Annotated in this window: 19 protein-coding genes; 2 read left to right on the forward strand and 17 right to left on the reverse strand. The window is 73.5% G+C overall.

The genetic code is table 11. The features are described from left to right. Nucleotides 1-555 (forward strand): hypothetical protein (locus GTW08_RS15010; RefSeq protein ID WP_202417194.1); only part of this gene is annotated, 555 nt, incomplete at its 5' end. A 632-nt stretch (nt 556-1,187) separates the two neighbouring features. On the opposite strand, the gene GTW08_RS15015 is transcribed toward GTW08_RS15010, so the two are convergent. The 13 genes from GTW08_RS15015 to GTW08_RS15075 form a co-directional block, all read right to left on the reverse strand. Then, on the reverse strand, nt 1,188-2,000 hold the full coding sequence (locus GTW08_RS15015) for a mycofactocin-coupled SDR family oxidoreductase (RefSeq protein WP_073573993.1): 813 nt from the start codon (nt 1,998-2,000) through the stop codon (nt 1,188-1,190). Nucleotide 2,001: 1 nt separating this feature from the next. Further along, nucleotides 2,002-3,093, reverse strand: a complete 1,092-nt coding sequence (locus tag GTW08_RS15020) for an agarase (protein ID WP_073573994.1) — start codon at nt 3,091-3,093, stop codon at nt 2,002-2,004. Then, entirely contained in the window at nt 3,090-4,007 is a 918-nt protein-coding gene (locus GTW08_RS15025) for an alpha/beta fold hydrolase (RefSeq protein ID WP_237453857.1), read from the reverse strand. Before GTW08_RS15025 ends, GTW08_RS15020 begins: the two co-directional genes overlap by 4 nt. A 13-nt stretch (nt 4,008-4,020) precedes the next feature. Beyond that, complete coding sequence (locus GTW08_RS15030) at nt 4,021-4,890, reverse strand: sugar phosphate isomerase/epimerase family protein (protein ID WP_073573995.1); 870 nt, start codon at nt 4,888-4,890, stop codon at nt 4,021-4,023. Continuing rightward, nucleotides 4,887-5,729, reverse strand: coding sequence for a sugar phosphate isomerase/epimerase family protein (locus GTW08_RS15035; protein WP_073573996.1), 843 nt, complete (start codon nt 5,727-5,729; stop codon nt 4,887-4,889). The genes GTW08_RS15030 and GTW08_RS15035 overlap by 4 nt, the downstream gene beginning before the upstream one ends. Before the next feature lie 10 nt (nt 5,730-5,739). Then, nucleotides 5,740-6,765 (reverse strand): rhamnose ABC transporter substrate-binding protein, encoded by a 1,026-nt coding sequence (locus tag GTW08_RS15040; protein ID WP_139282681.1) that lies wholly within the window; start codon nt 6,763-6,765, stop codon nt 5,740-5,742. A gap of 11 nt (nt 6,766-6,776) precedes the next feature. Continuing rightward, nucleotides 6,777-7,808, reverse strand: coding sequence for an ABC transporter permease (locus tag GTW08_RS15045; RefSeq protein WP_073573998.1), 1,032 nt, complete (start codon nt 7,806-7,808; stop codon nt 6,777-6,779). Beyond that, nucleotides 7,805-8,818, reverse strand: coding sequence for an ABC transporter permease (locus tag GTW08_RS15050; protein WP_073573999.1), 1,014 nt, complete (start codon nt 8,816-8,818; stop codon nt 7,805-7,807). Before GTW08_RS15050 ends, GTW08_RS15045 begins: the two co-directional genes overlap by 4 nt. Continuing rightward, entirely contained in the window at nt 8,805-10,313 is a 1,509-nt protein-coding gene (locus tag GTW08_RS15055; protein WP_083658033.1) for a sugar ABC transporter ATP-binding protein, read from the reverse strand. Before GTW08_RS15055 ends, GTW08_RS15050 begins: the two co-directional genes overlap by 14 nt. Then, nucleotides 10,310-11,887, reverse strand: a complete 1,578-nt coding sequence (locus GTW08_RS15060; protein ID WP_073574000.1) for a GMC family oxidoreductase — start codon at nt 11,885-11,887, stop codon at nt 10,310-10,312. Before GTW08_RS15060 ends, GTW08_RS15055 begins: the two co-directional genes overlap by 4 nt. A gap of 129 nt (nt 11,888-12,016) precedes the next feature. Beyond that, nucleotides 12,017-12,937: a sugar phosphate isomerase/epimerase family protein gene (locus tag GTW08_RS15065; protein ID WP_073574001.1), complete on the reverse strand. Its 921-nt coding sequence runs from the start codon at nt 12,935-12,937 to the stop codon at nt 12,017-12,019. Continuing rightward, nucleotides 12,934-13,977 carry a Gfo/Idh/MocA family protein gene (locus tag GTW08_RS15070; protein WP_161152089.1) on the reverse strand — a complete coding sequence of 348 codons (1,044 nt, stop codon included), beginning with the start codon at nt 13,975-13,977 and terminating at the stop codon, nt 12,934-12,936. The genes GTW08_RS15065 and GTW08_RS15070 overlap by 4 nt, the downstream gene beginning before the upstream one ends. A 14-nt stretch (nt 13,978-13,991) precedes the next feature. Continuing rightward, complete coding sequence (locus tag GTW08_RS15075; protein WP_073574003.1) at nt 13,992-14,849, reverse strand: sugar phosphate isomerase/epimerase family protein; 858 nt, start codon at nt 14,847-14,849, stop codon at nt 13,992-13,994. Between the two features lie 130 nt (nt 14,850-14,979). On the opposite strand from GTW08_RS15075, the gene GTW08_RS15080 reads away from it, so the two are divergent. Further along, nucleotides 14,980-16,272: an ROK family transcriptional regulator gene (locus GTW08_RS15080; protein WP_253067187.1), complete on the forward strand. Its 1,293-nt coding sequence runs from the start codon at nt 14,980-14,982 to the stop codon at nt 16,270-16,272. Nucleotides 16,273-16,447: 175 nt separating this feature from the next. Here the strand turns inward: GTW08_RS15080 and GTW08_RS15085 are convergent, their stop codons facing one another. From GTW08_RS15085 to GTW08_RS15100, 4 genes are all read right to left on the reverse strand, one after another. Beyond that, a complete protein-coding gene (locus GTW08_RS15085; RefSeq protein ID WP_073574004.1) occupies nt 16,448-17,605 on the reverse strand; it encodes an acyl-CoA dehydrogenase family protein in 1,158 nt (385 codons plus the stop codon). Continuing rightward, complete coding sequence (locus tag GTW08_RS15090) at nt 17,602-18,396, reverse strand: NAD(P)H-dependent oxidoreductase (protein ID WP_161152090.1); 795 nt, start codon at nt 18,394-18,396, stop codon at nt 17,602-17,604. Before GTW08_RS15090 ends, GTW08_RS15085 begins: the two co-directional genes overlap by 4 nt. Further along, on the reverse strand, nt 18,393-19,613 hold the full coding sequence (locus GTW08_RS31870; RefSeq protein ID WP_161152091.1) for an acetyl-CoA C-acetyltransferase: 1,221 nt from the start codon (nt 19,611-19,613) through the stop codon (nt 18,393-18,395). Before GTW08_RS31870 ends, GTW08_RS15090 begins: the two co-directional genes overlap by 4 nt. Next, a partial coding sequence (locus GTW08_RS15100; RefSeq protein WP_161152092.1) for an AMP-binding protein occupies nt 19,610-20,795 on the reverse strand: 1,186 nt, incomplete at its 5' end. The genes GTW08_RS15100 and GTW08_RS31870, both read right to left, overlap by 4 nt.

Consider the following 20,795-nt stretch of genomic DNA (forward strand, 5'->3'; position numbering starts at 1 on the left):
CCGGCGGCGCTGCACAGCAGGCGCGGCCTGCCGGCCGCGGCCGGCCGGGCGCTCCCGCTGGCCGAGCGTCGCCCGCTTCTCGCGGTCGCGCTCGGACAGTGGTTCGCGGTGGTCCGCACACTGGTCCCGCGCGTCACGAGCGGTGTCCTCCCGTACCACCGGTTCGCGGCGGTCAGCATCCCGGTGGCCTCCGTGTGGGGGCTCGCCACGTTCGCCCTGGGGGGTCTGCTCGCCCGTGGCTCGGCGACCGCCGCCCGGCTGGTCGCGGCGCAGGAGGCGACTGCGCACCTGTTCCTCCTCGCCCTGCTGCCGGTGGTCGTCGGGATGCTCGTCGGCGGGTTGCGGCGGCGACGGCTCGGACAGCCGCCGGACTCGCCCCGTCCCTCACGCCGGCGGAAGCCGGACGCCGCCGACCACCGGGCGGGACGGGCGACGACGTCGACGGCCTCGGAGCCGTCCGCGGCCGGACCGGTCCCGTCTCGGGCGGGGTCCCGGGACCACCGATCCAGCTTCGGTCCGTCCGCGACGACGACCGGCGGCGCACCTCGGAGATGACGCCGCGACGAGGCAGGAGAGCAGGTGACGAAGCGACTGGGCATCCTCATCGGTGGAGCGGCGATCGCCATGGGCGCATCGCTCGCCGTGGCCGCACCCGCGTTCGCGGAGACGGTCGGCTACGACAACAACAAGACGGTCTGCCAGCAGCAGGGCGCCAAGATCGTCAACGCGGCGCCCGGGGCCCTGACCACCTTCACCTGCATCGGGAACGGCAACCCCACCACCGACTCCCCCGCTGGGAGCTGCGGGTCTACTGACCCCCTCCCCGCGGCCCCGGGTGCCGGGGAGACGACGTGCCCCCGCCGGTCGCTCCCGGGGGCTCTCGACTCGGAGTGCTATCGGTGGTGCCCCCGAGCACCGCCCCGTTCCTCGACCCCGGTCGCCCCGGTGGACCGACCGACTACGGGTACGGGTGGCCCGGGCCGCCGAGCCGGACCACCCCGTGGTTCACCGACCCGGCCGGGGGCCACCCAGGCCGACGGTCTCGCTGACCGTCGAGGCGGCCCAGCACGGCATCGCCCTCCACGGCGGCAAGGCCTGCGTCGACCGGGCCGTCATCGACTACCCGATCGATCTCAGGACGCCACAGCAGGACACGCGGTCCGGTGGCTGAGCACCACCGGTGCGGCCTACTTGAGCAGGAAGCCCGCGTCCACGGGGACGGTCGTCCCCGTGATCCACTTCCCGGCGTCGGAGCAGAGGAAGGCGATCACCTCGGACACGTCGGTCTCGGCCAGGGCGTCCACCGGCATCAGGTTGAACCGCATGGCGTTGCCCAGCTCCTCGTGCTCGGTCAGCCACTGCGGGAAGAAGTCGTTGTTCGACATCGGCGACGCGACGCCGGTGGGGTGGATGGTGTTCACCCGGATCGACTCCGGCGCGAGCTCCGTGGCCAGCGTGCGCATCAGGCCGACGATGCCGTGCTTGGCCGCCGTGTAGTGCGTGCAGCCGGCCACGCCGCGCAGCCCCGCGATCGACGACGTGATCACGATCGAGCCGCCGACGCCGCCCGCCCGGATGTGCGGGACCACCGCCCGGCAGGCCTTGAACACGCCGGTCAGGTTGATGTCGATCATGTCGTCCCAGGCCTCGTCGGTGAGCTCCCAGGTGTTGTCCGACAGGCTCAGGATCCCGGCGTTGGCCAGCAGGATGTCGATGCGGCCGAACTCGCTCATCGCCGTGTCCGCCAGCCGGGCCATGTCCGCGGTGCGGCGCACGTCGCCCTCGAGCGCGATACAGCGACGACCCAGCTCCTCCACCTGCGCGACGGTCTCCTCGAGGTCGCCGGGGCGCCCGGTGGCGAACGGGACCGTGGGCACCTGCTCGGTGATGTCGCAGGTGACGATGTCGGCGCCCTCGCGGGCGAGACGGAGCGCGTGCGCCCGTCCCTGCCCGCGCCCACCGCCGGTGATCACCGCGACCTTGCCGTCCAGCTGTCCCATCTCAGTTCCCCTTCCGGTACGCCGCGGCGCGGCGGTTGTGTTCGGTGATCGCGTCGGTCAGGGGCCGGTAGGGCTCGTCCCACGGGTCCTTGAGCCCCCAGCCGCGCCCACCGGTGTTCTCGACGTAGCCGCACCAGTGCCACCCGGCGAACCAGGGCTCGTCGAGCAGGACCTCCATCGCGGCGCCGTAGTCCGCGCCGCGGGCGGCGTGGTCGGGCAGGCCCTCGCGGTGCGGGTCGAGCTCGGTCGGGGTCCAGTTCCCGATGTCGGCGACGATCACCGGCTTGTCCCCGCACTGGGCACGCCAGCGGGCCAGGTCGTCGCGCATCCCCCGGCGCGACGCGTCGGTCGGCTCGGTGAAGTACTGCACGGACAGGACGTCGACGTGCGGGGCCATGGCCCGCAGCACCGGCTCCGGGATCCCCTTGTTCCCGTTGAACCGGTCGCCGAGGATCAGGTGGTGCGGGTCGTAGCGGCGGAGGGCCGTCGCGATCGTCTCGTAGTAGCGGCTGGCGACGTCGTAGAGCGCGCGTTCCCGTGCGCCCGGCTCCAGGCCGGCGAGCTCGGCGAAGTCCCGGCCGGACGCGTGCGGCAACCAGGCCGGGATGTCGACCAGGAAGTAGCCGAGCAGGTCCGGCGAGTCGGCGTGCTCCGCAGCGATCGCGCGGCCCAGGTGGTCGCACCAGTCGACGAAGTCGTCGTCGAGCGGCCGGAACGCCGGGTGACCGTTCCAGTCCTCGATCTCGGCCACCCGCACCTGGGCGACGTAGGGCATCCCCGCGCCGCGCAGCTCGGCAGCGGTCCACTGCTCGGAGTGCTTGAGGTCGATCGGGTCGCCGAACCAGTCCAGCGCCTCGCCCCAGCCGCCCGCGACGTACTCGCTCGTCCACCCCAGCGTGTTGAACCCCCACCCGCGCAGGTCCGCGACGACGCCGTCACGGATCCAGCGCTGCCGCGACCCGTAGCGTTCGCGCCACACGTCGACGGCGCGGGGGAACTTCAGTGCCGCCTCGTCGGTGTGGTTGAGGCCGAGGGACAGGAACGGGTTCCCGTCCGGGCCGACGAGCCGGCCGTCGCGGACCGCGTAGGTCATGCCGTCTCCCCGGCGAAGAAGCGCAGGTAGTGCCCGGCCAGCTCCGCGGGCGACTCCTCGGCGAGCTGGTGGCCCCACGGCAGGATCACCGCGCGGACGTCATCGGCGACCTCGCGCATCTGCCGCTCGTTGTCGGCACCGATGAAGTGCTCGCTGCCCACGGCCAGCACCGGCATCGGGAGCCGGGTCCGCGCGGACTCCCGGTTCTGGTCGCCGTCGGTGAGCGTCGCCCGGTAGATCTCGCACATGCACCGGACGCCACCGGGCGAGGAGTAGCAGCGCACGTACTCGTCGAGCGCGTCGGGGGTGATCGCCGACGGGTCGTGGGTCTCGTGCTTCATGAAGTAGGAGAAGTACTCCCGCTCGTGGCCGCTGATCAGCATCTCGGGGAACTCGGGCACGGAGTAGAAGTTGATGTGCCACAGCCACACGTAGCTGCGCACGTTGTCCGGGGTCAGGAACGAGTAGTCCTCGAGCCCGAACCCGGGGAGGATCATCTCCTGGTAGACGAGCTGCTGGACGCGGTCGGGGTGGTTGGCCGCGAGCTGGTACGCCGCCGCGGCGCCCCAGTCCTCACCGACCACCCGGAAGCGGTCGTGGCCGAGCTCGGTCATCAGCTCCGCGAAGTCCTCGGCGACGTTCGCCATGTCGTAGCCACCGACGGCGTGCTCGGAGTCGCCGAGGCCGCGCATGTCCGGCACCACGACCCGGTGGTGCGGGGTCAGCAACGGAATCACGTGCCGCCAGTGGTAGGAGGTCTTGGGCACCCCGTGCAGCAGCAGGACGGGCTCGCCCTCGCCCGCGGTCAGGTAGTGCAGACGGACGCCGTTGACCGTGGCCCGGCCGTGCCGGACCCGTTCACCGTGGTGGTCGACGATCTCCATGGGGTTCGCTCCCTCGTAGGTGGTGGTCATTGCTCCGGGGCCGTCACGACCGGACCCGGCGGACGTCCGCCGAGCGCAGGAATGCGATCGCGTCGCGGGCCAGTGCGTGCGGCGAGTCCGCGACCGGGCGCCACAGCGACACGGCGCGGGCGATCTCGGCCACGGTGGGCAGGAACGACTCGACGACGACCTGGCCGCGGTAGCCGATGTCGTCGAGCGCGCCGAAGAACTCCGCCCACGGCACGTGCCCGCTGCCCGGCGTTCCCCGGTCGTTCTCGGCGACCTGGACGTGGAACACCCGGTCACCGGCGAGCCGTACGGCGTCGCCCAGGTGCTTCTCCTCGATGTTCATGTGGAACGTGTCCAGCAGCAGGCCGACGTTGTCCCGGCCGGTGACGGCGCACAGCTCCAGGCCCTGCTCGACGGTGTTGACCAGGTCGGTCTCGAACCGGTTCAGCGGTTCGACCGCCAGCGCGACGCCGCGCTCCGCGGCGTGGTCGGCGGCCTCCCGGATGCTGTCCGCGGCCCACCGGAACTGCCGGGCACGCTCGTCCGGCGGGAGCATCCGGGCCCTGCCGGTCGTCGCGTACATCGGCCCGGCGACGTGCGGCGAACCGACCTCGGCGGCGAGGTCGATGCAGCCGCGCAGGTAGTCCACCCCCTGCCGGCGTCGGGCCGGGTCGTCGTGGGACAGGTCGCGCTCGGGCCCGAACGCGCCGCACACGCCCACGGCCAGACCGGTCTCCCGGGCGGCCGCGCTCAGCACCGGTGCCGACAGGACCGCCGGGTCCTCCACGCACACCTCGACGAGGTCGTAGCCGAGCGCCGCGACCTGCTCGAACGCCGGCCGCACGGCGTCGTCGGAGAACGGGGACGCCAGCAGGAACGTGCTCAGACCGAGTGGACGGCTCACGTGCGCTCCCCCAGCCCGGCCACGACGGCCCTGGTGTGGGCGATCGCGGCCCCGGTGTAGAGGTCGCCGAACTCCGGGGCGCCCGCACCGGAGAGCACCCCCCACACGTCGCCGGCAGCGGGCAGCAGCTCGTAGGAGATCCAGCCCTCGTAACCGATGTCGGCGATCGCGGCGAGGACCGGGGCGAAGTCGAGGTGCCCGTAGCCCGGGGCGGCGCGGTTGGAGTCGGCCAGGTGCACGTGGGTCAGGCGGGCCCCGGCACGGCGGATCGCGGCCGCGATGTCGGTCTCCTCGATGGCCATGTGGAAGGTGTCGGCCATGACGCCGACGGCCGGGCGGGCGACCTCGTCGACGAAGGCGACGGCCTGGTCCATCCGGTTGATCAGGTAGGTCTCGTAGCGGTTCCACGGCTCGACCGCGATCCGCACCCCGCGCTCCCCCGCGTGGTCGCCGACCGCGCGTGCGGCCTCGACCGCCCACTGCCACTCCCGGGCGCGATCGGCGCCGGGGACGATCTTCATGCAGGCCGTCGGGGTGAACGTGACGACCTCGGCACCGAGCGCGGCGGCGTGGTCGACGTTGCCGCGCACGTAGTCCACGGCACGTCGTCGCACGGCGGGATCGGTGCTCACGATGTCGCGCTCGGGCGTGAAGATGCTGATGATCGAGGATGCGACCAGGCCGTGCCGGTCCAGGTCGGCGCGGATCCGTCCGGCGTCCTGCTCGGCGGGTTCCCCGACGAGCTCGACGCCGTCGTAGCCGTACCGGGCCAGCCGGGCGATCCCCTCCGACAGCGGCTCCCGGCCGTAGGCCAGGGTGTTGTACGTGTAGCGGAACATGTCTCCTCGCTCAGCCGGTGGTCTCGAAGTCATGCAGGTGGCGACCGACGTTGTCCCGGGTGAACGTGATCGGGTGGCCCATCACGATCTCCCCGCCGGGCCCGACGGTCCGGCGCCCCAGGCGCCCGGCGTCGAAGGTCTCGCCCGGCCGGCCGGTGATCTCGCCCGCGGTGTAGGCGGCGGCCGCGTAGTAGGTCAGGTAGCCCAGGTCGCGGGGGCTCCACAGCACGTAGGCCGGGACCCGGCCGCTGGTGAGCAGCTGGGCCTGGGTGCCCGGGTTGCCCAGGCCGGTGACCACCACGCGGTCGGCCACACCCAGGTCGGTGGCGGCCTTGACCGCGGCCTCCATCGCGATCGGGGTCGGCGCCATGATCCCCCGCAGGTCCGGGTGGGCCCGCAGCAGCGCGACGGCGGCGTCGTAGCTCTTCTTCGCGTCGTCGTCGCCGTAGGAGGTCTTGACCAGGCGCATGCCGCGGTACTGCGGTGTGGCGAGCTGGGCCTTCATGACGTCGATCCAGCCGTTGGTCACCTCGGCCGTGCTCTGGGAGGACACGATGCCGAACTCGCCGGTGCCGCCCATCGCTCGGGCGAGGATGTCGAACTGGGCGCGGCCGAGCTCGTCGGCCGTGGCCATGTTGACGAACAGGCCCCGCGAGCCGTCGCTGACGTCGGCGTCGTAGCTGATGACCCGCGACCCGTCGGCGCGGGCGGCGTCCAGCGCCGGCGCGACCGCCGACGAGTCCACCGCGGAGATGCCGATCACGCAGGAACCGCGCTGGCGTCCACTCTGGATGCGCTGGATCTGCCCGGTGACGTCGCCGGCCGCGGGGCCGACGAACGACAGGTCACCGCCGAGCTCGCGCTGGGCGTCGACCATCCCGGTGCGCACCGCGGCGAAGTACGGGTTGTCGGTGCTCTTGGGGATCATGGTCAGGTTGCAGTCCGCGACCGGCCGCGGCGGCGGTGGTCCGGACGGCTCGGCGGCCGCGCACGCGGTGAGCGTCAGCAGCGCCGCCACCGCGACGGCGGCTCCCACGCCGGGGCGCCTCACCGGACGCTCCCGGCCGCGCGGCGGCGTTCCCGCCACGCGGTCACCCGCCGGGACACCGCGGGCACGACGACCGCGCCGACCATCAGCAACCCGGTCACCATGTACTGCACGGCGGTCTCGGCGTCGGCCAGCGTCATCCAGCTCGTGAGGACCGTGACCAGCAGCAGGGCCAGCAGCACCCCCACGAACGAGCCCTTCCCGCCGTACATGCTGATCCCGCCGATCAGCACGATGCCCACCACGATCAGCTCCAGGCCGGTGCCGTTGCTGGCACGGACGGTGCTGACGTATCCGGCGTAGGCGATGCCCGCCACCGCGGCCACGACGCCGGAGACCACGAACAGGCCACGCTTGACCGCGCCCACCCGCAGCCCGGAGAAGCGGGCCACCCGGGCGTTGCTGCCGATCGCGAACACGGCCCGGCCCACCGTGCCGCGGTGCATCAGCACCGCCGCCGCGACGGCCAGCACGACGAAGGCCACGAAGCCGTAGGGCACCAGGGTGCCGGGCAGGTTCTCCTGGGCGAAGGTGGTCAGCCCGGGCGGCAGGTCGCTGATGCCCCGGTTCTCCAGCAGCACGTAGGACAGCCCGCGGTACAGGCCCAGCGTCCCGATCGTGACGATCAGCGACGGCAGCCCGACGTCCACCACGAGCAGTCCGTTGACGAGCCCGGCCAGCGCCCCGGTCAGCACACCCAGCCCGATCGCGGGCCAGGTGCCCAGGCCTCCGGACACGGCCAGGCCGAACACCGTCGCGGAGAGCGCGAACGTCGACGCCACCGAGAGGTCGATCTCCCCGGCGACCATCAGCCACGCCATCGGCACGACCATCAGGCTCAGCCCGAGCGCGCCGGTCGCCGAGATGGAGAAGTTCTGGCCGGTCGCGAAGTACGGGCTGGTGACCGAGGCGGCCAGCAGGGCCAGGACCACCAGTGCGGAGAGCGTGATCTCCCAGGTGCCGAACCAGGTCGGGAGCCGTCGTCGCACGGGGGTGGCGACGGGTCGCAGCTCGGTCGTCTGCGCGGTCATGTGGACACTCCTCGGGATTCCAGGCGGCGCCGCAGGACCAGGTCGAGGGTGATGGCCAGGATGATCACCAGTCCCTGGACGGCCTGCAGCCAGAATGCGGAGACGTCGGCGAGCGCCAGTCCGGTGCCGATCACGGACAGGATCGCGGCGCCCAGCACGACCCCGCCGACGGTGCCGACCCCGCCGGTGATGCTGACGCCGCCGACGACGACGGCGGCCAGGACGACGAGCTCGAAGCCGGTCGCCACGGAGGAGTCGACCGTGCCGTAGCGGGCGCCCCAGAGGACCCCGGCGAGGCCGCACAGCAGCCCGGTGGCGGTGTAGGCCCCGAAGACCAGCCGCTTCGAGGCGATGCCGGTCCGTTCGGCCGATGCGGGGGCGCTGCCCACGGCGAGCATCGCGCGGCCGGTGACGGTGTGCCGGACGACCAGGTGCGCCAGCGCGGCGACGGCCAGCGCGTAGAGGACCATCAGCGGGATCCCGAGCACCGTCCCGGTGGCGATCGCCGAGTAGGAGGCCGGCAGGTTCTGCGCGGTGATCTGCGAGCTGCCCGCCCACGCGGAGTTGAGCCCGCGGAAGATGTAGAGCGTGCCCAGTGTGACCATGATCGACGGCACCTTGAGCGTCGCGACCAGGGCGCCGTTCACCGCGCCCAGGGCCGCCCCGAGCAGGCAGGCGGCCAGTACCGACAGCGCTACCGGCAGCCCGGGGACGGCTGCGGTGAGACCGGCCGCGAGGTAGGCGGTGAGCCCGACCGTGGACCCGACCGAGACGTCGATGTTGCGGGTGAACAGCACGAGGGCCTGGCCGACCGCGACGATGAGCACGATGGCCAGGTCGGTGCCGATCTGGGCGAACGTGTCACCGGTGGCGAACCGGGGTGTGAACGTCGCGAACGACACCACGAGCACGACCAGGACGACGCCGAGGCCCGCCTCCCGGGGGATCCGCCGCCGGACCCCCGGCGTGGGTCCCGCCTCCGGCGCGGTGCGCGTGTCAGATGTGGACATCGGCCACCTGCCCGGTCATCGCGGCGAGAACCTGTCCCGCGTCGAACGGACGCCGGTCGAACCCGGGCCCCTGGGCACCGCGGTAGAACGTGACCACGCGATCGGACACCGACAACAGCTCCTCGAGCTCGTTGCTGATCAGGAGGATGGTCAGGCCGCGTCCGGCCAGCTCGGAGACGAGCCGGTGCACCTCGGCCTTGGCACCGACGTCGATGCCCTTGGTCGGGTCGTCGAGGATCAGCACCGACGGGTCGGTGGCCAGCCACTTCGCGATGACGACCTTCTGCTGGTTGCCCCCGGACAGCTGGCCCAGCAGCTGGTCCGGACCGCTGGTGCGGATGCCGAGCCGCTCGATGTAGTCGTCCGCGAGCGCGCGGTCGGCGCGCGGGGAGAGCAGACCGAACCGGGGCCGCCGCTCCAGCAGCGCCAGCGGCAGGTTGAAGGCGATCGAGTGCTCCAGCACCACGCCCTCGGACTGCCGGTCCTCGGGCACGTAGGCGATCCCGTGGCGCATCGCCTGCTGCGGCGTCGCGATGTCCACCGGGATGCCGTCGAGCAGGATCTCGCCGGTGTCGGCCGGTTCGAGTCCGAACAGCCCATGGGCGATCTCCGTCCGACCGGCGCCGACCAGCCCGGCCAGGCCGAGGATCTCGCCGCGGCGCGCGGTGAACGACACGTCGGTGTAGGCGCCCCGCCTGCCCAGGCCGCGCACCTCCAGGCGCACCGGCCCGAGCTCGACGTCGGCCTTCGGGAACACCGTCTCCACCGAACGGCCGACCATGTGCCCGACCGCCGACTCCGGGGTGAACTCGTGCGCCGGACCGGAGACGACCGTGGCCCCGTCGCGGGAGACGCTCACCCGGTCGGCGAGCGCGAACACCTCGTTCAGCCGGTGGCCGACGAACAGCACCGCGACGCCGTCGGCCTTGAGCCGGGCGATGATCTCCATCAGCCGGTCCACCTCCCGGGTGGACAGCGCCGCGGTGGGCTCGTCGAGCACCAGCAGCCGGGTGTCCGCGTCGAGTGCCTTGGCGATCTCGAGCAGCTGCTGGTCCGCCGCGGACAGGAGCTTGACCTCGGCCGAGATGTCGAGCCGGACGTCCAGGCGGGCCAGTGCCTCGCGGGCGTGCCGGCGGACCGCGCCCCGGTCCAGCAGCCGGGTGCGCCTGCGGGGCGCGGGACCGGCCAGCATGATGTTCTCCGCCACCGTCAGGTCGGGGAACGTCACCGGGTGCTGGTGCACCACGGAGATACCCAGGGACCGCGAGACGCGCGGGTTCGGGATCGTCACCTCGGTGCCGTCCACGGCGATCGTGCCGGCGTCCGGCCGGTGCACGCCCGCCAGCATGTTGACCAGCGTGCTCTTGCCGGCACCGTTCTCCCCGAGCAGCGCGTGCACCTCGCCGGGGAACAGCTCCAGGTCGACGTGGCGGACCGCGACGACGCCGCCGAAGCGCTTCGCGACGCCGGACATCTCGACCACCGGGGTGCTCACGACGCCTCCGGGAAGGAGCGCCCGCGGGCCGCGGCGGCGAGCCGCTCCGCGGTCATCACGGTGGGCAGCATCGTGTTGGCGGCGGGCTCCACGGGGATCACCGAGGCGTCCGCGACCCGCAGACCGGCCAGTCCGTGCACCCTCCCGTCCTGGTCCACCACACCGCCGCGCCCGGCCGGGGCCATGGCGCAGGTGCCGGTGAAGTGGTAGCCCGACGCGGTCATGGTCTCGATCGCGGCGTCCAGGGCGGAGTCGTCGGCGACGGTGGCGGCGTCGAGCCCGATCGGCTCGTGCAGCATCCCGGCCAGCGGCTCGCCCGTGATGACGGCCCAGCCGAGCCGGACGATCTCGCGGATCGCGTCCCGGTCGACCTGCTCGGTCAGATAGCCCGGTGCGACCCGGGGCAGCACCGTCGCGTCGGTGGAGGTGATCCGCACCGTGCCGACCGAACGGGGCTTGTTCAGCACGCACCCCATCCCCGCGAGCTGGCCGTGGCCCGTCCCGCCGGTGCCGGCCAGCCCCCGCGCACCGGCCTCGGTGGTGGACACGTCGAGGTAGGTGAACATGGTCAGCTGCGCGTCGAGGGCGCCCGGCTGCGCCGCGGTCGAGGTGCGCAGCACCGTCTGCAGGCTGAAGTCCTCCGGAGCCCAGGTGCCCTCGCGCGGCGCGGCCAGCAGGGGCACCGAGAAGTGGTCGCCCAGGTTCTCCCCCACCGGAAGGTCCGCGACGACCGGGACGTCCAGCCCGGACAGCAGCGCCGCCGGACCCACCCCGGAGCGCTGCAGCAGGGCCGGGGTCTGGATCGCGCCGGCGGTGAGCACCACCTCGCCCGCGTCGATCACCGTGCCGTCGGTCAGCTCGACGCCGGTCGCGGTGGTGCCCCGGAGGACGACGCGCCGGACGTGGAGGTCACCGCGCACCGTCAGGCCGGGCCGTCCGCGGGCCGGCGCCAGGTGGGTCGCCGCGGTGGACATCCGGGTGGTGCCGACCCGGTTCATCGGGGCGGGACCGACGCCCTCGGCGTCCGGGGCGTTGAAGTCCGGCTGGTACCCGGCCCCGAGCGCCCGGCAGCTCCGCACGAACGCGGCCTGCAGCGGGGCGAACTCGTGTTCCTCGGCGCGTGCGATCGGGAACGCGCCGCCGCGGCCGTGGATGTCCGGGCCGGGGGCCGGGTCGTCCTCCAGCGCGCGGTAGGCGGCCAGCACGTGCGCCCAGTCCCAGCGCGGGTTGCCCCGCTCGGCCCACTCCCGGAAGTCGGCCGTGGCGCCGCGCAGCGAGATCATGCCGTTGATCGCCGAGCCGCCCCCGATCAGCCGGCCCTGCGGCACCGAGATCGGTGCGCCGCCGGCCCCCTCCGCGGCCAGCCCCCAGTCGTGGCGGGGGTCGACGTCCGCCGCGTGTCCGCGCATCGGGACCACCCGGCCCTCGAGCACGGCGGCCGGTACCGCGGTGGCGTAGTCGGGCCCGGCCTCGATCAGCAGCACCCGCCGGCCGGGGTCCTCACTGAGCCGGGCCGCCACGATGCAGCCGGCCGTCCCGCCGCCGACCACGACGACGTCGAAGGTCTCGCCCATCTCCCTAGCTCCTTTGCTGCGGGCAGTGCACGGGTGGGGGCCGGCCCCGGACGGGGCCGGCCGTGGTCCCGCCCTTCTCATCGAGGTGCGGGGGTGCAGGCGGGGCCCGGCCGGGCCCCGCCGAGCGACTCAGGCCACGATCAGCGGCCGCAGGGTGCGGTGGGCGACCTCCAGGCCGGTGTGGATCCGGTCCTCGGTGCCGCCCCAGACCGGGTCCTCGTGCTCGACCGAGAGCACGCCGTCGAAGCCGCCCTCGTAGAGGGTGTCGACGACCCGGCGCCAGTCCACGTCACCGAGTCCGGGCACGCGGTAACGCCACCAGCCGACGTCGAACGGGTCCTCGCGCACGACGGCCTTGCCCGGCCAGCCGTAGCGGTGGCGCCGCTCCGGGAAGAGCTGGATGTCCTTGGCCTGGGCGTGCGGGATCCTGTCGACGTAGGGACGCAGGGCCTCGACCGGGTCGATGCCCATCCACACCAGGTGGCTGGGGTCGTAGTTGAGGTAGAGCCCGAGCGAGAACATCCACTCCCACAGCTCCGGGGAGTAAGCGAGGTTGCCCGGGTAGCCGTCCGGGTGCCAGCCCTCCATCACGCAGTTCTCGACGATCAGCTTGACGCCGTGTTCGCCGGCCCGCTCCACCAGCGGTGGGAAGATCTCCTCGGCGTCGCGCAGGTTCTCCGCCACCGTCCGGCCGGGATGGCGCCCGACGAACGTCCCGACGGTCGGGCAGCCGAGCAGCGCGGCGGCGTCGATGCAGGCCGCGAGGTGGGCGTGCACGGCGGCGCGTTCGGCCGGGTCGGGGTGCAGGTTGTTGTCGTAGAACGCCAGCGAGCTCAGCGTCAGACCGTGCTCGTCGAACAGCGCGCGCGTGGTGTCGGCCTCGCGCTCGCCGAACGCGGCGACGTCGAGGTGGCTGGCGGTGAACGGCCGGTCGCCGATCGCCGGCCAGGCCGCCACCTCGAGGGCCTCGTAGCCCGCTCCCGCGGCCCATCGGGCGATCTCGTCCAGCGGCCGGTCGGGCAGACAGGCGGTGAGCATTCCGAGTTTCACGAGGGCACCTCCACCCAGGTCGAGGACTCCGACGAGCGGATCACCGCGTCGGTCAGTGCGGCAGCACGCAGGCCGTCGGCGAACGTGGGCAGCCCGTCCGGTGCATCGCCGTGGACCGCGGAGTAGGTGTCGGCCACGAACGCGTTGAAGCAGTCCTGGTAGCCCTGCGGGTGGCCGGGCGGGAGCAGTGAGTACCGTGCCGCGGCCGGCGAGTACGCGGGCGCGCCGCGGTGCAGCACCCGGTCGCCGTCGCGGTCACCGATCCACAGCTGTTCGGGCGACTCCTGGTCGAAGCGGTAGGCCGCCCGCTCGCCGTCGAGGGAGATGCGCAGCGCGTTGCGCCGGCCGAGCGCGGTCTGGCTGACCACGACCGAGCCGGTGGCGCCGCTGTCGGTCTCGAACTGGACGGTGCTGGCCGTGCCCCCGCCCGCGGTCGCGGCGAGCAGGCGGGTGATCCGGTGCCCGCTGGTGAACTCGACCAGGTCGCACCAGTGCACACCGACGTCGGCGAACGCACGGTGCGCGCCGCCCTCGGCGGCGTCGCCGCGCCATCCGGCCGGCGCTCCGGCCGCCTGCCAGTCCTGGAGGTAGGCACCGTGCAGCAGGTGCAGCGGCCCGGCCCCGCCCGCGTGGACCCGGGCCCGGATCTCCCGGGCCGCGGGGTGGAAGCGGTAGACGAAGGGCACCGTCGCGACCCGGCCTCGGGCCGCGGCGACCAGCGCCCGCGCGTCGTCCAGCGTCGTCGCGAGCGGCTTCTCGCAGACCACCGTCTTGCCCGCGGCCAGCGCCCGGCGGGCCAGGGCGACGTGGGTGGAGTTCGGGGAGCACACGTGCACCACGTCGACGTCGTCGGCGTCGATCAGGGCGTCGCCGCTCACGGCCGCGGTGCGGGCACCGAGGCGGACGGCGGCCTCCTCCGACCGGTCGGGGCGCGAGGCCGCGACGCGGGTCACCTCGCCCCCGGCCGCCCGGACGGCGTGTGCGTGCACGCCGCCGATGAACCCGGCGCCGATGATCCCGGCGCGGAGCCTGTCCGCCATCGGTTGCTCCTGTCTCAACTCGTCGTCACGGTCAGCCCGGCCCGGTCCAGCGCGCCGTCGAGCCAGGCGCGGCTGATCCGTGCCGCCTCGGCCGGGTCGCCGTCGTAGGAGTCCAGCTCGACGACCAGCCAGTCGTCGTAGCCGACCTCGGCGACGGCGGCGAGCACACCGTCCAGGTCGAGCACGCCGCGGCCGAGCGGCAGGAACGTCGCACCGTCGGCCCCGAGGTCCTTGAGGTGCACGTGCCGGATCCGGTCCGCGTGGCGACGGATCAGCGCGGCCGGGTCGCCACCACCGGCGGCCAGGTGGGCGGTGTCCGGGCAGAAGCCGATCGTGGACCGGGAGAACACGGCCTCGATCTGTTCCGGGGACTGGCCGATCGTGCCCAGGTGCGGGTGGTAGCAGGCGGACAGGCCGTGTTCCGCCGCGATCCCGGCGACCGTGTCGAGGGCCCGGGCGAGCCGGTCGTGGTCGCCGTCGGCGATCCCCTGCGCTCGCGGCGCACCGCCACCGACCACCAGCTGTGCCGCGCCGAACCGGGCGGCGTCCTCAGCGGCCCGGCGCACCCGGTGCAGTTCATCGGGCAGGATCTCGGGGTAGACGAAGTTCCCGCCCGTGTAGACCCCGACCAGCGACAGCCCGGTCTCGTCGAGCAGCCGGTGCAGTGAGCCGGGGTGGTCGTCGCGGACCTCGGCGAACTCGCGCACGTTCCCGTCGAACATCTCGACGCCCCGGTAGCCGGCGGCGGAGATCTCGCGCAGCGCCCGGTCCATGTCTCCGGGGACCCGGTAGACGAGGTCCTTGACGCTGGTCACCCCGGCCGCGGCGCCGGTGACGCCGCCCCACGTGATCGAGTGATAGCCGAGACGCACGACCCACCTCCTTCGGTGCGGCCACGGCGCCGCACTTGCGATCGATGCGATGACAGTAAAGTTTGATCTGCACAAAAGTCAATGGACTATCCTCGGAAGCCTGGCCGAGGCGGAACGAGGAGGTCGCCGAGTGGGACCGTCCGTGCAAGGGGTCGCGCCGGACCAGCTGGACACGCTGGTCACCGTGCTCGACCTGGTTCGTTCCGGCGGCGCGCGCACACGTCCGGAGCTGGCCCGTCGCTCCGGGCTGGGGCGCACGGTCGTCTCGCAGCGGCTCGGGCAGCTGGAGGCAGCGGGTCTGGTGACCGAAGGCGACCTCGGCACGTCCACCGGCGGCCGAGCGCCGCGCGAGCTGCGCTTCCGTGCCGATGCGGGGGTGCTGCTGGTGGCCTCGCTCGGGGTGACCGGATTCGACGCCGGTGTGGCCGACCTGAGCGGACGTCTGGTCGACCACCGGAGTCGCGCCTGGGACATCGCCACCGGGCCGGAGGCCAGCCTGAGCCGGGTGGAGAGCCTGTTCGACGAGCTGCTCGCCGACCGGGGCGCTCCCGCCGTCTGGGGCGTCGGTCTGGGGGTGCCGGGCCCCGTCGAGTTCGCCTCCGGCCGTCCGGTGGCGCCACCGATCATGCCGGGCTGGGACGGCTACCCGGTCCGCGACCGGCTGGCCACCCGCTACGACGCGCCCGCGTTCGTGGACAACGAGGTCAACCTGATGGCGCTGGGCGAGTACCGGGCGGGCCGGGGGGTCGGATCCCCCGACCTGGTCCTGGTCAAGATCGGTACCGGGATCGGGGCGGGACTGATCTCCGGCGGACGGCTGCACCGCGGCGCGCAGGGCTCGGCGGGCGACATCGGACACGTCGGGTTGACCGGATCGGTCCCCGGCGCGGAGCAGGTGGTGTGCCGTTGCGGCAACGTCGGCTGCCTGGAGGCGTTCGCGGGCGGCGCCGCACTGGCCCGGGATGCGACGGCGGCCGCCCTGGACAACCGGGGGGAGCACCTGACCGAGCGGCTGGCGAAGGCGGGCGAGATCACGTCCGACGACGTCGTGCGCGCCGCCGAGTTCGGCGATCGGGTCGCGGTCGAGCTGTTGTCGCGTGCCGGTCGCCTGGTCGGCGACACCGTGGCGGCCATCGTCAACTTCTTCAACCCGTCGACGATCCTGCTCGGCGGCCGGGTCGGGACCTCCGGCGATCTGCTGTTGGCCGGGGTTCGCCAGTCGGTCTACCGCCGGTCTCTGCCGCTGGCCACCCGCGACCTGCAGATCGCGCGGGCGTCGCTGGGCGAACGAGCGGGCCCGACCGGAGCGGGCTGCATGGTCGTCGACGAGCTGTTCGGCCGGGACCTGCTGGCCCGGTGGATCCCGCACGGCAGCCCCGCCGGGATGCCTGGGCTGCATCCGAGCTCGCGCGCAGACGCCTGACGGGACAGCGGTCCACGGCCCAGCCGGCGCCGAACCGTCGGGGCCCGCGGCTCGCGCCCTGGCCCACCGCGCAGTCTGATGGCGAACCGGGCGTCGTGCATCGGTGGGCGTGCCCCACCGATCCGGTTGCCGCGGCGGAGGGACGACGGGCGGTGTGTCTCAGGAGCGGTGCGTCTCAGGCACGGTCGGTCCTCCCCAGCAGAGCGTCGGAGATGATCCGCAGCTGGATCTCCGACGTCCCCTCGAAGATCGTGGTGAGCCGCGCGTCCCGCCAGTAGCGTTCGGCCGGGAAGTCGGTGGTGTAGCCGGCGCCGCCGTGGATCTGCAGGCCCTCGCTGGTCACCCGCTCGGCCATCTCGGAGGCCACGAGCTTGACCATCGAGGCCTGCGTCGGGCTGGGCCGGCCGGCGTCGACCGCGGTGCACACCTGGTACATCAGGGCCCGCGCGGCCTCGACCTGCGCCGCCATGTCGGCGATCGTGAACCGCAGCGCCTGGTTGACGCCGATCGGGCGGCCGAACTGGACCCGCTCACCGGCGTAGGCGATCGAGTCCTCCAGCGCCCCGCGGGCCAGCCCGATCGCGCGGGCCGCGGTGTGGATGCGGGCGGTGTCGAGGTCACCCATGGCGATGCGGAAGCCCTTGCCCGGTTCGCCGACGATCTCGCTCGCCCAGGCGCCGTCGAAGGCGAGCTCCCAGGTCCTCCAGCCGTGGTACCCGATCTTGCGGACCGGGGTGCCGGTGACGCCCTCGGGCAGGGTGCCCCGTTGCTTGGGCATGAGGAAGCAGGTCACCCCGCGCGAGCGGTGCGCCGGGTCGACGGGCTCGGTCCGCGCGAAGACCTGCAGGTAGTCCGAGCCGTCGGCGAAGGTGCACCACATCTTCTGACCGGTGATCCGCCAGCCCTCGCCGTCCGGGACGGCGCGGCAGCTCAGGTTGGCGACGTCGGAGCCCGCCTCGGCCTCGGACAACGCGAACGCGCTGAGGAACTCGCCGCGCGCCATGGCGGGCAGGTAGCGGGCGCGCTGGTCGGCGTCGAAGCCGGCGGTGAACTGCTGCCCGCGGGCGATCAGGCTGGCCACGCTCATCCAGGCGCGGGCCAGCTCCTCGACGATGATCGCGTACTCGGACAGGCCCAGGCCGAGCCCGCCGTACTCCTCCGGGATGAGGATGCCGAAGAAGCCCAGCCCGGCCATCTTCTCCCGCAGGGCCATCGGGATCTCGCCGTGCTCGGGGTCGAGCTCGTTGGCGACGGGCAGGACCTCCTTCATCGCGAACTCGCGGGCCATCGCCTGGATCGCCAGGCGGTCCTCGGTGAGGAACGGTTCGGTCATCTCTCCGTCTCCGTGGGTCGATCGCGCCGGTGGATCCCGAGCCCGGCCCGGCCGGGGGCGAGGTGGTCGCGCAGGACGAGGTCGTCGTCGTAGTCCCCGCCGTTCTGCCTGCGGAACGGGAGCGGGGTCGTGTGCGGGACGGCGAGCACCCGCTCGCACAGCTCCCTCGCGGCCGTGGCGAACTCGTCGTCGGACACCCGGTTCGCGCCCGTGACGACGACGGGCGGCAGGACCTCGTAGCCGACGTAGAACAGGGTGCCGTGCTGCAGGGGGAAGAGCAGCTCCTCGAGGTGCCCGTGGACGCCGCGGGGTCCGAGGTCCGGTCCGCGCCCGCCGACGGTGGTCAGGACGAGGGCCCGCTTGCCGGCGAGCGGGCCCTCGCCGTAGCGCAGCGTGCGGCCGGGGTGGTCGGGATCGACGACGCCGTAGGCGAAGCCCTTGAGGAACACGCGGTCGAACCAGCCCTTGAGGATCGCGGGCATGCCGTACCACCACAGCGGGAACTGGACGACGAGCGTGTCGGCGGCCGCGACCTTGTCCTGCTCGGCGCGCACGTCCGCGCTCAGCGTCCCGGCGGTGCGGGCCTGGGCCGACACCGGCCCGACCCGGAACCGCTCGTCCGGGTCGTGGCCGTAGTCCGCCGCCGTGACCACCGGGTTCCAGGCCATGGCGTGCAGGTCGGAGACGACGACCTCGTGCCCGGCCCGCTCGAGCGCGGCGACGCCCGCGTCCTTCAACGCACCGTTCAGCGAGCGGGGCTCGGGGTGGGCGAGGACCCAGAGGACCTTCACGCCACGAGCTCGACGATCGCGGCCAGGCCCTGGCCGCCGCCCATGCACATCGTCTCCAGGCCGTAGCGGCTCCCGCGGCGACGCATCTCGTACGCCAGGGTGGTGAGGATCCGGCAGCCGGTGGCGCCTGCGGGGTGACCGAGGGAGATCCCCGAGCCGTTCACGTTGAGCCGCGGCTCGTCCGAGGGGAGTCCCCATTCCCGCAGGCAGGCGATGACCTGGGCCGCGAACGCCTCGTTGACCTCGATCAGGTCGATGTCCGCCCACTCCAGCTCGGCGCGCTGGAGCGCCGTGGCGACCGCGGGCACCGGCCCGATCCCCATCGTCCGCGGCGGCACCCCGGCCAGCGCGGAGGTCACGATGCGGAGGAACGGGGTGAGGCCCAGCTCGGCCGCCCGCGCGGCGGTGGTCACCACACAGACCGACGCCCCGTCGCTCTGCCCGCAGGCGTTGCCCGCGGTCACCGTGGCGTCCGGGTCCTCGTGGCGGCGGACCGGCCGCAGCCGCGCCAGGTCGTCCAGGGTGAGACCGGCGCGCGGGTGCTCGTCGAGGGTCACCACGGTCTCCGGCGTGCGGCGGGTGCCGGGCACCGTGACCGGCACGATCTCCTCGGCGAACCGGCCCTCCTTCGTCGCCGCGACGGCCTTCTGCTGCGACCGGAGCGCGAACTCGTCCTGCTCGGTGCGGCTGATCGCGTACTCGGCGCGCAGGTTCTCGGCGGTCTCGAGCATGCCGCCGGGGACCGGGAAGTGCACCCCGCCCGCAGTGGTGCGGCCCCGGGTGATCCGGTTGACCATCCGCAGCTCGTCGCCGCGGACCCCTTTCTGCAGGCCCAACGCGTAGTACTCGGCCTGGCTCATCGCCTCGACGCCGCCGGCGACGACCAGGTCCGCCCAGCCCTGCCCGACGGTGAGCACCGCCTGCAGGACGGCCTGCAGCCCGGAGCCGCAGCGGCGGTCGAGCTGCATGCCGGCCACGCCGACGCCGAGGCCCGCGTTCAGGGCGGCGACCCGGCCGATGGCGGGCGCCTCGCTCGTCGGGTAGCAGTAGCCGAGCACGACGTCGTCGACGTCGCCCTCCCCCAGCCCGGTCCGGGCGATCAGCCCCTGCAGGGCCTGGGTGGCCAGGTCCGCGGCGGTCAGGGTGGCGAACACCCCGCCGTCGACGCCGACCGGCGTGCGCACCGGGTCGCAGACGACCACATCGGACGGGCTCACGTCGGGACCTCCGTGCTGCTGTACAGCCGCGCCGCGAGCTCGCGCAGCGCGGCAGCCTTGATCTTGGAACCGTTGGTGCCGACGGTGGTCGGCATCTGCTCGACGAGGTGCACGGAGTCGGGCACCTTGAACGTCGCGAGGGCCTGGGCACACCAGGCCCGCAGCGCGGCCGGGTCCGGGGTGGTGCCGGGCACGGCCTCGACGAACGCGACGGCCCTGGTGTCCCCGTCCACGGTGACGCCGACGACCTTGCTCCGGGCCACGTCCGGGTGCTCGGCCAGGCGGATCTCGATCTCGGCGGGCTCCACGAGGAAGCCGCGCAGCCGGAACGAGTCGCCCATCCGGCCCGCGTAGTCGAACGCGCCGTCCGGGTGGACCGTGCCCAGGTCGCCGGAGCGGAACCAGCCGTCGGCGGTGAACGAGCGCGCGCGGATCGCACCGTCGGTGTCGCCGAGGTAGCCGTCGACCACGGCGTAGCCGCGGAACTGCAGCTCGCCGGGCTCGCCCGCGGGCGGCGGCCCGCCCGTGACCGGGTCGACGGCGCGCACCTCGATGTCCGGGGACACGGGTCGACCGCCCGCCCGCCAGCGCGCGGGCGCCGGGTCGTGCTCGAGCCAGAACGACAGCAGCGAGAACAGCTCGCTGGAGCCGAAGATCCCCATGGTCGGGGTGCCGGTCTCCTTCTCGGCCCATTCCGCGACCTGGATCGACTTGCCGTAGAAGTCCCCGATGAGCAGGCGGTGGCACGCGGACAGGTCGCCGCCGTGGGCGCGGTGGCTCTCCATCAGCCGCCCGGCCACGTCGTCCGCGCAGGCCAGGTGCGTCACCCCGAACTCGCCCATGTGGGCCACGACCAGGTCGTCGTCGAACGTGGGCTCCAGCAGCGCCGCCCCGCCGGCGGCGATCGCGGCGAGCGCCGGGACGTAGCCGAAGACCCCGGACAGCGGCAGCACGACCAGGCTGACCGACTCCGCGTCCCAGCCGCCCGCGGCGGCGACGTTCCGGGCGTGGGTGGCCACGCCGCTGCCGAGGTGGGCGGCGAGCTTCGGCATGCCGGTCGAGCCGGAGGTCGTGAACGCCACGGCCAGGGCGTCCCGGGTGCCGCGCAGCGCCTGCGGGTCGGCCGCACCCGACGGCGGGCTGGGCACCCAGGCCCCCGCGCCGACGTCGTAGGTCGCGGCG

Source organism: Pseudonocardia sp. SID8383, from assembly GCF_009864975.1.
Lineage (GTDB): Bacteria > Actinomycetota > Actinomycetes > Mycobacteriales > Pseudonocardiaceae > Pseudonocardia > Pseudonocardia alni.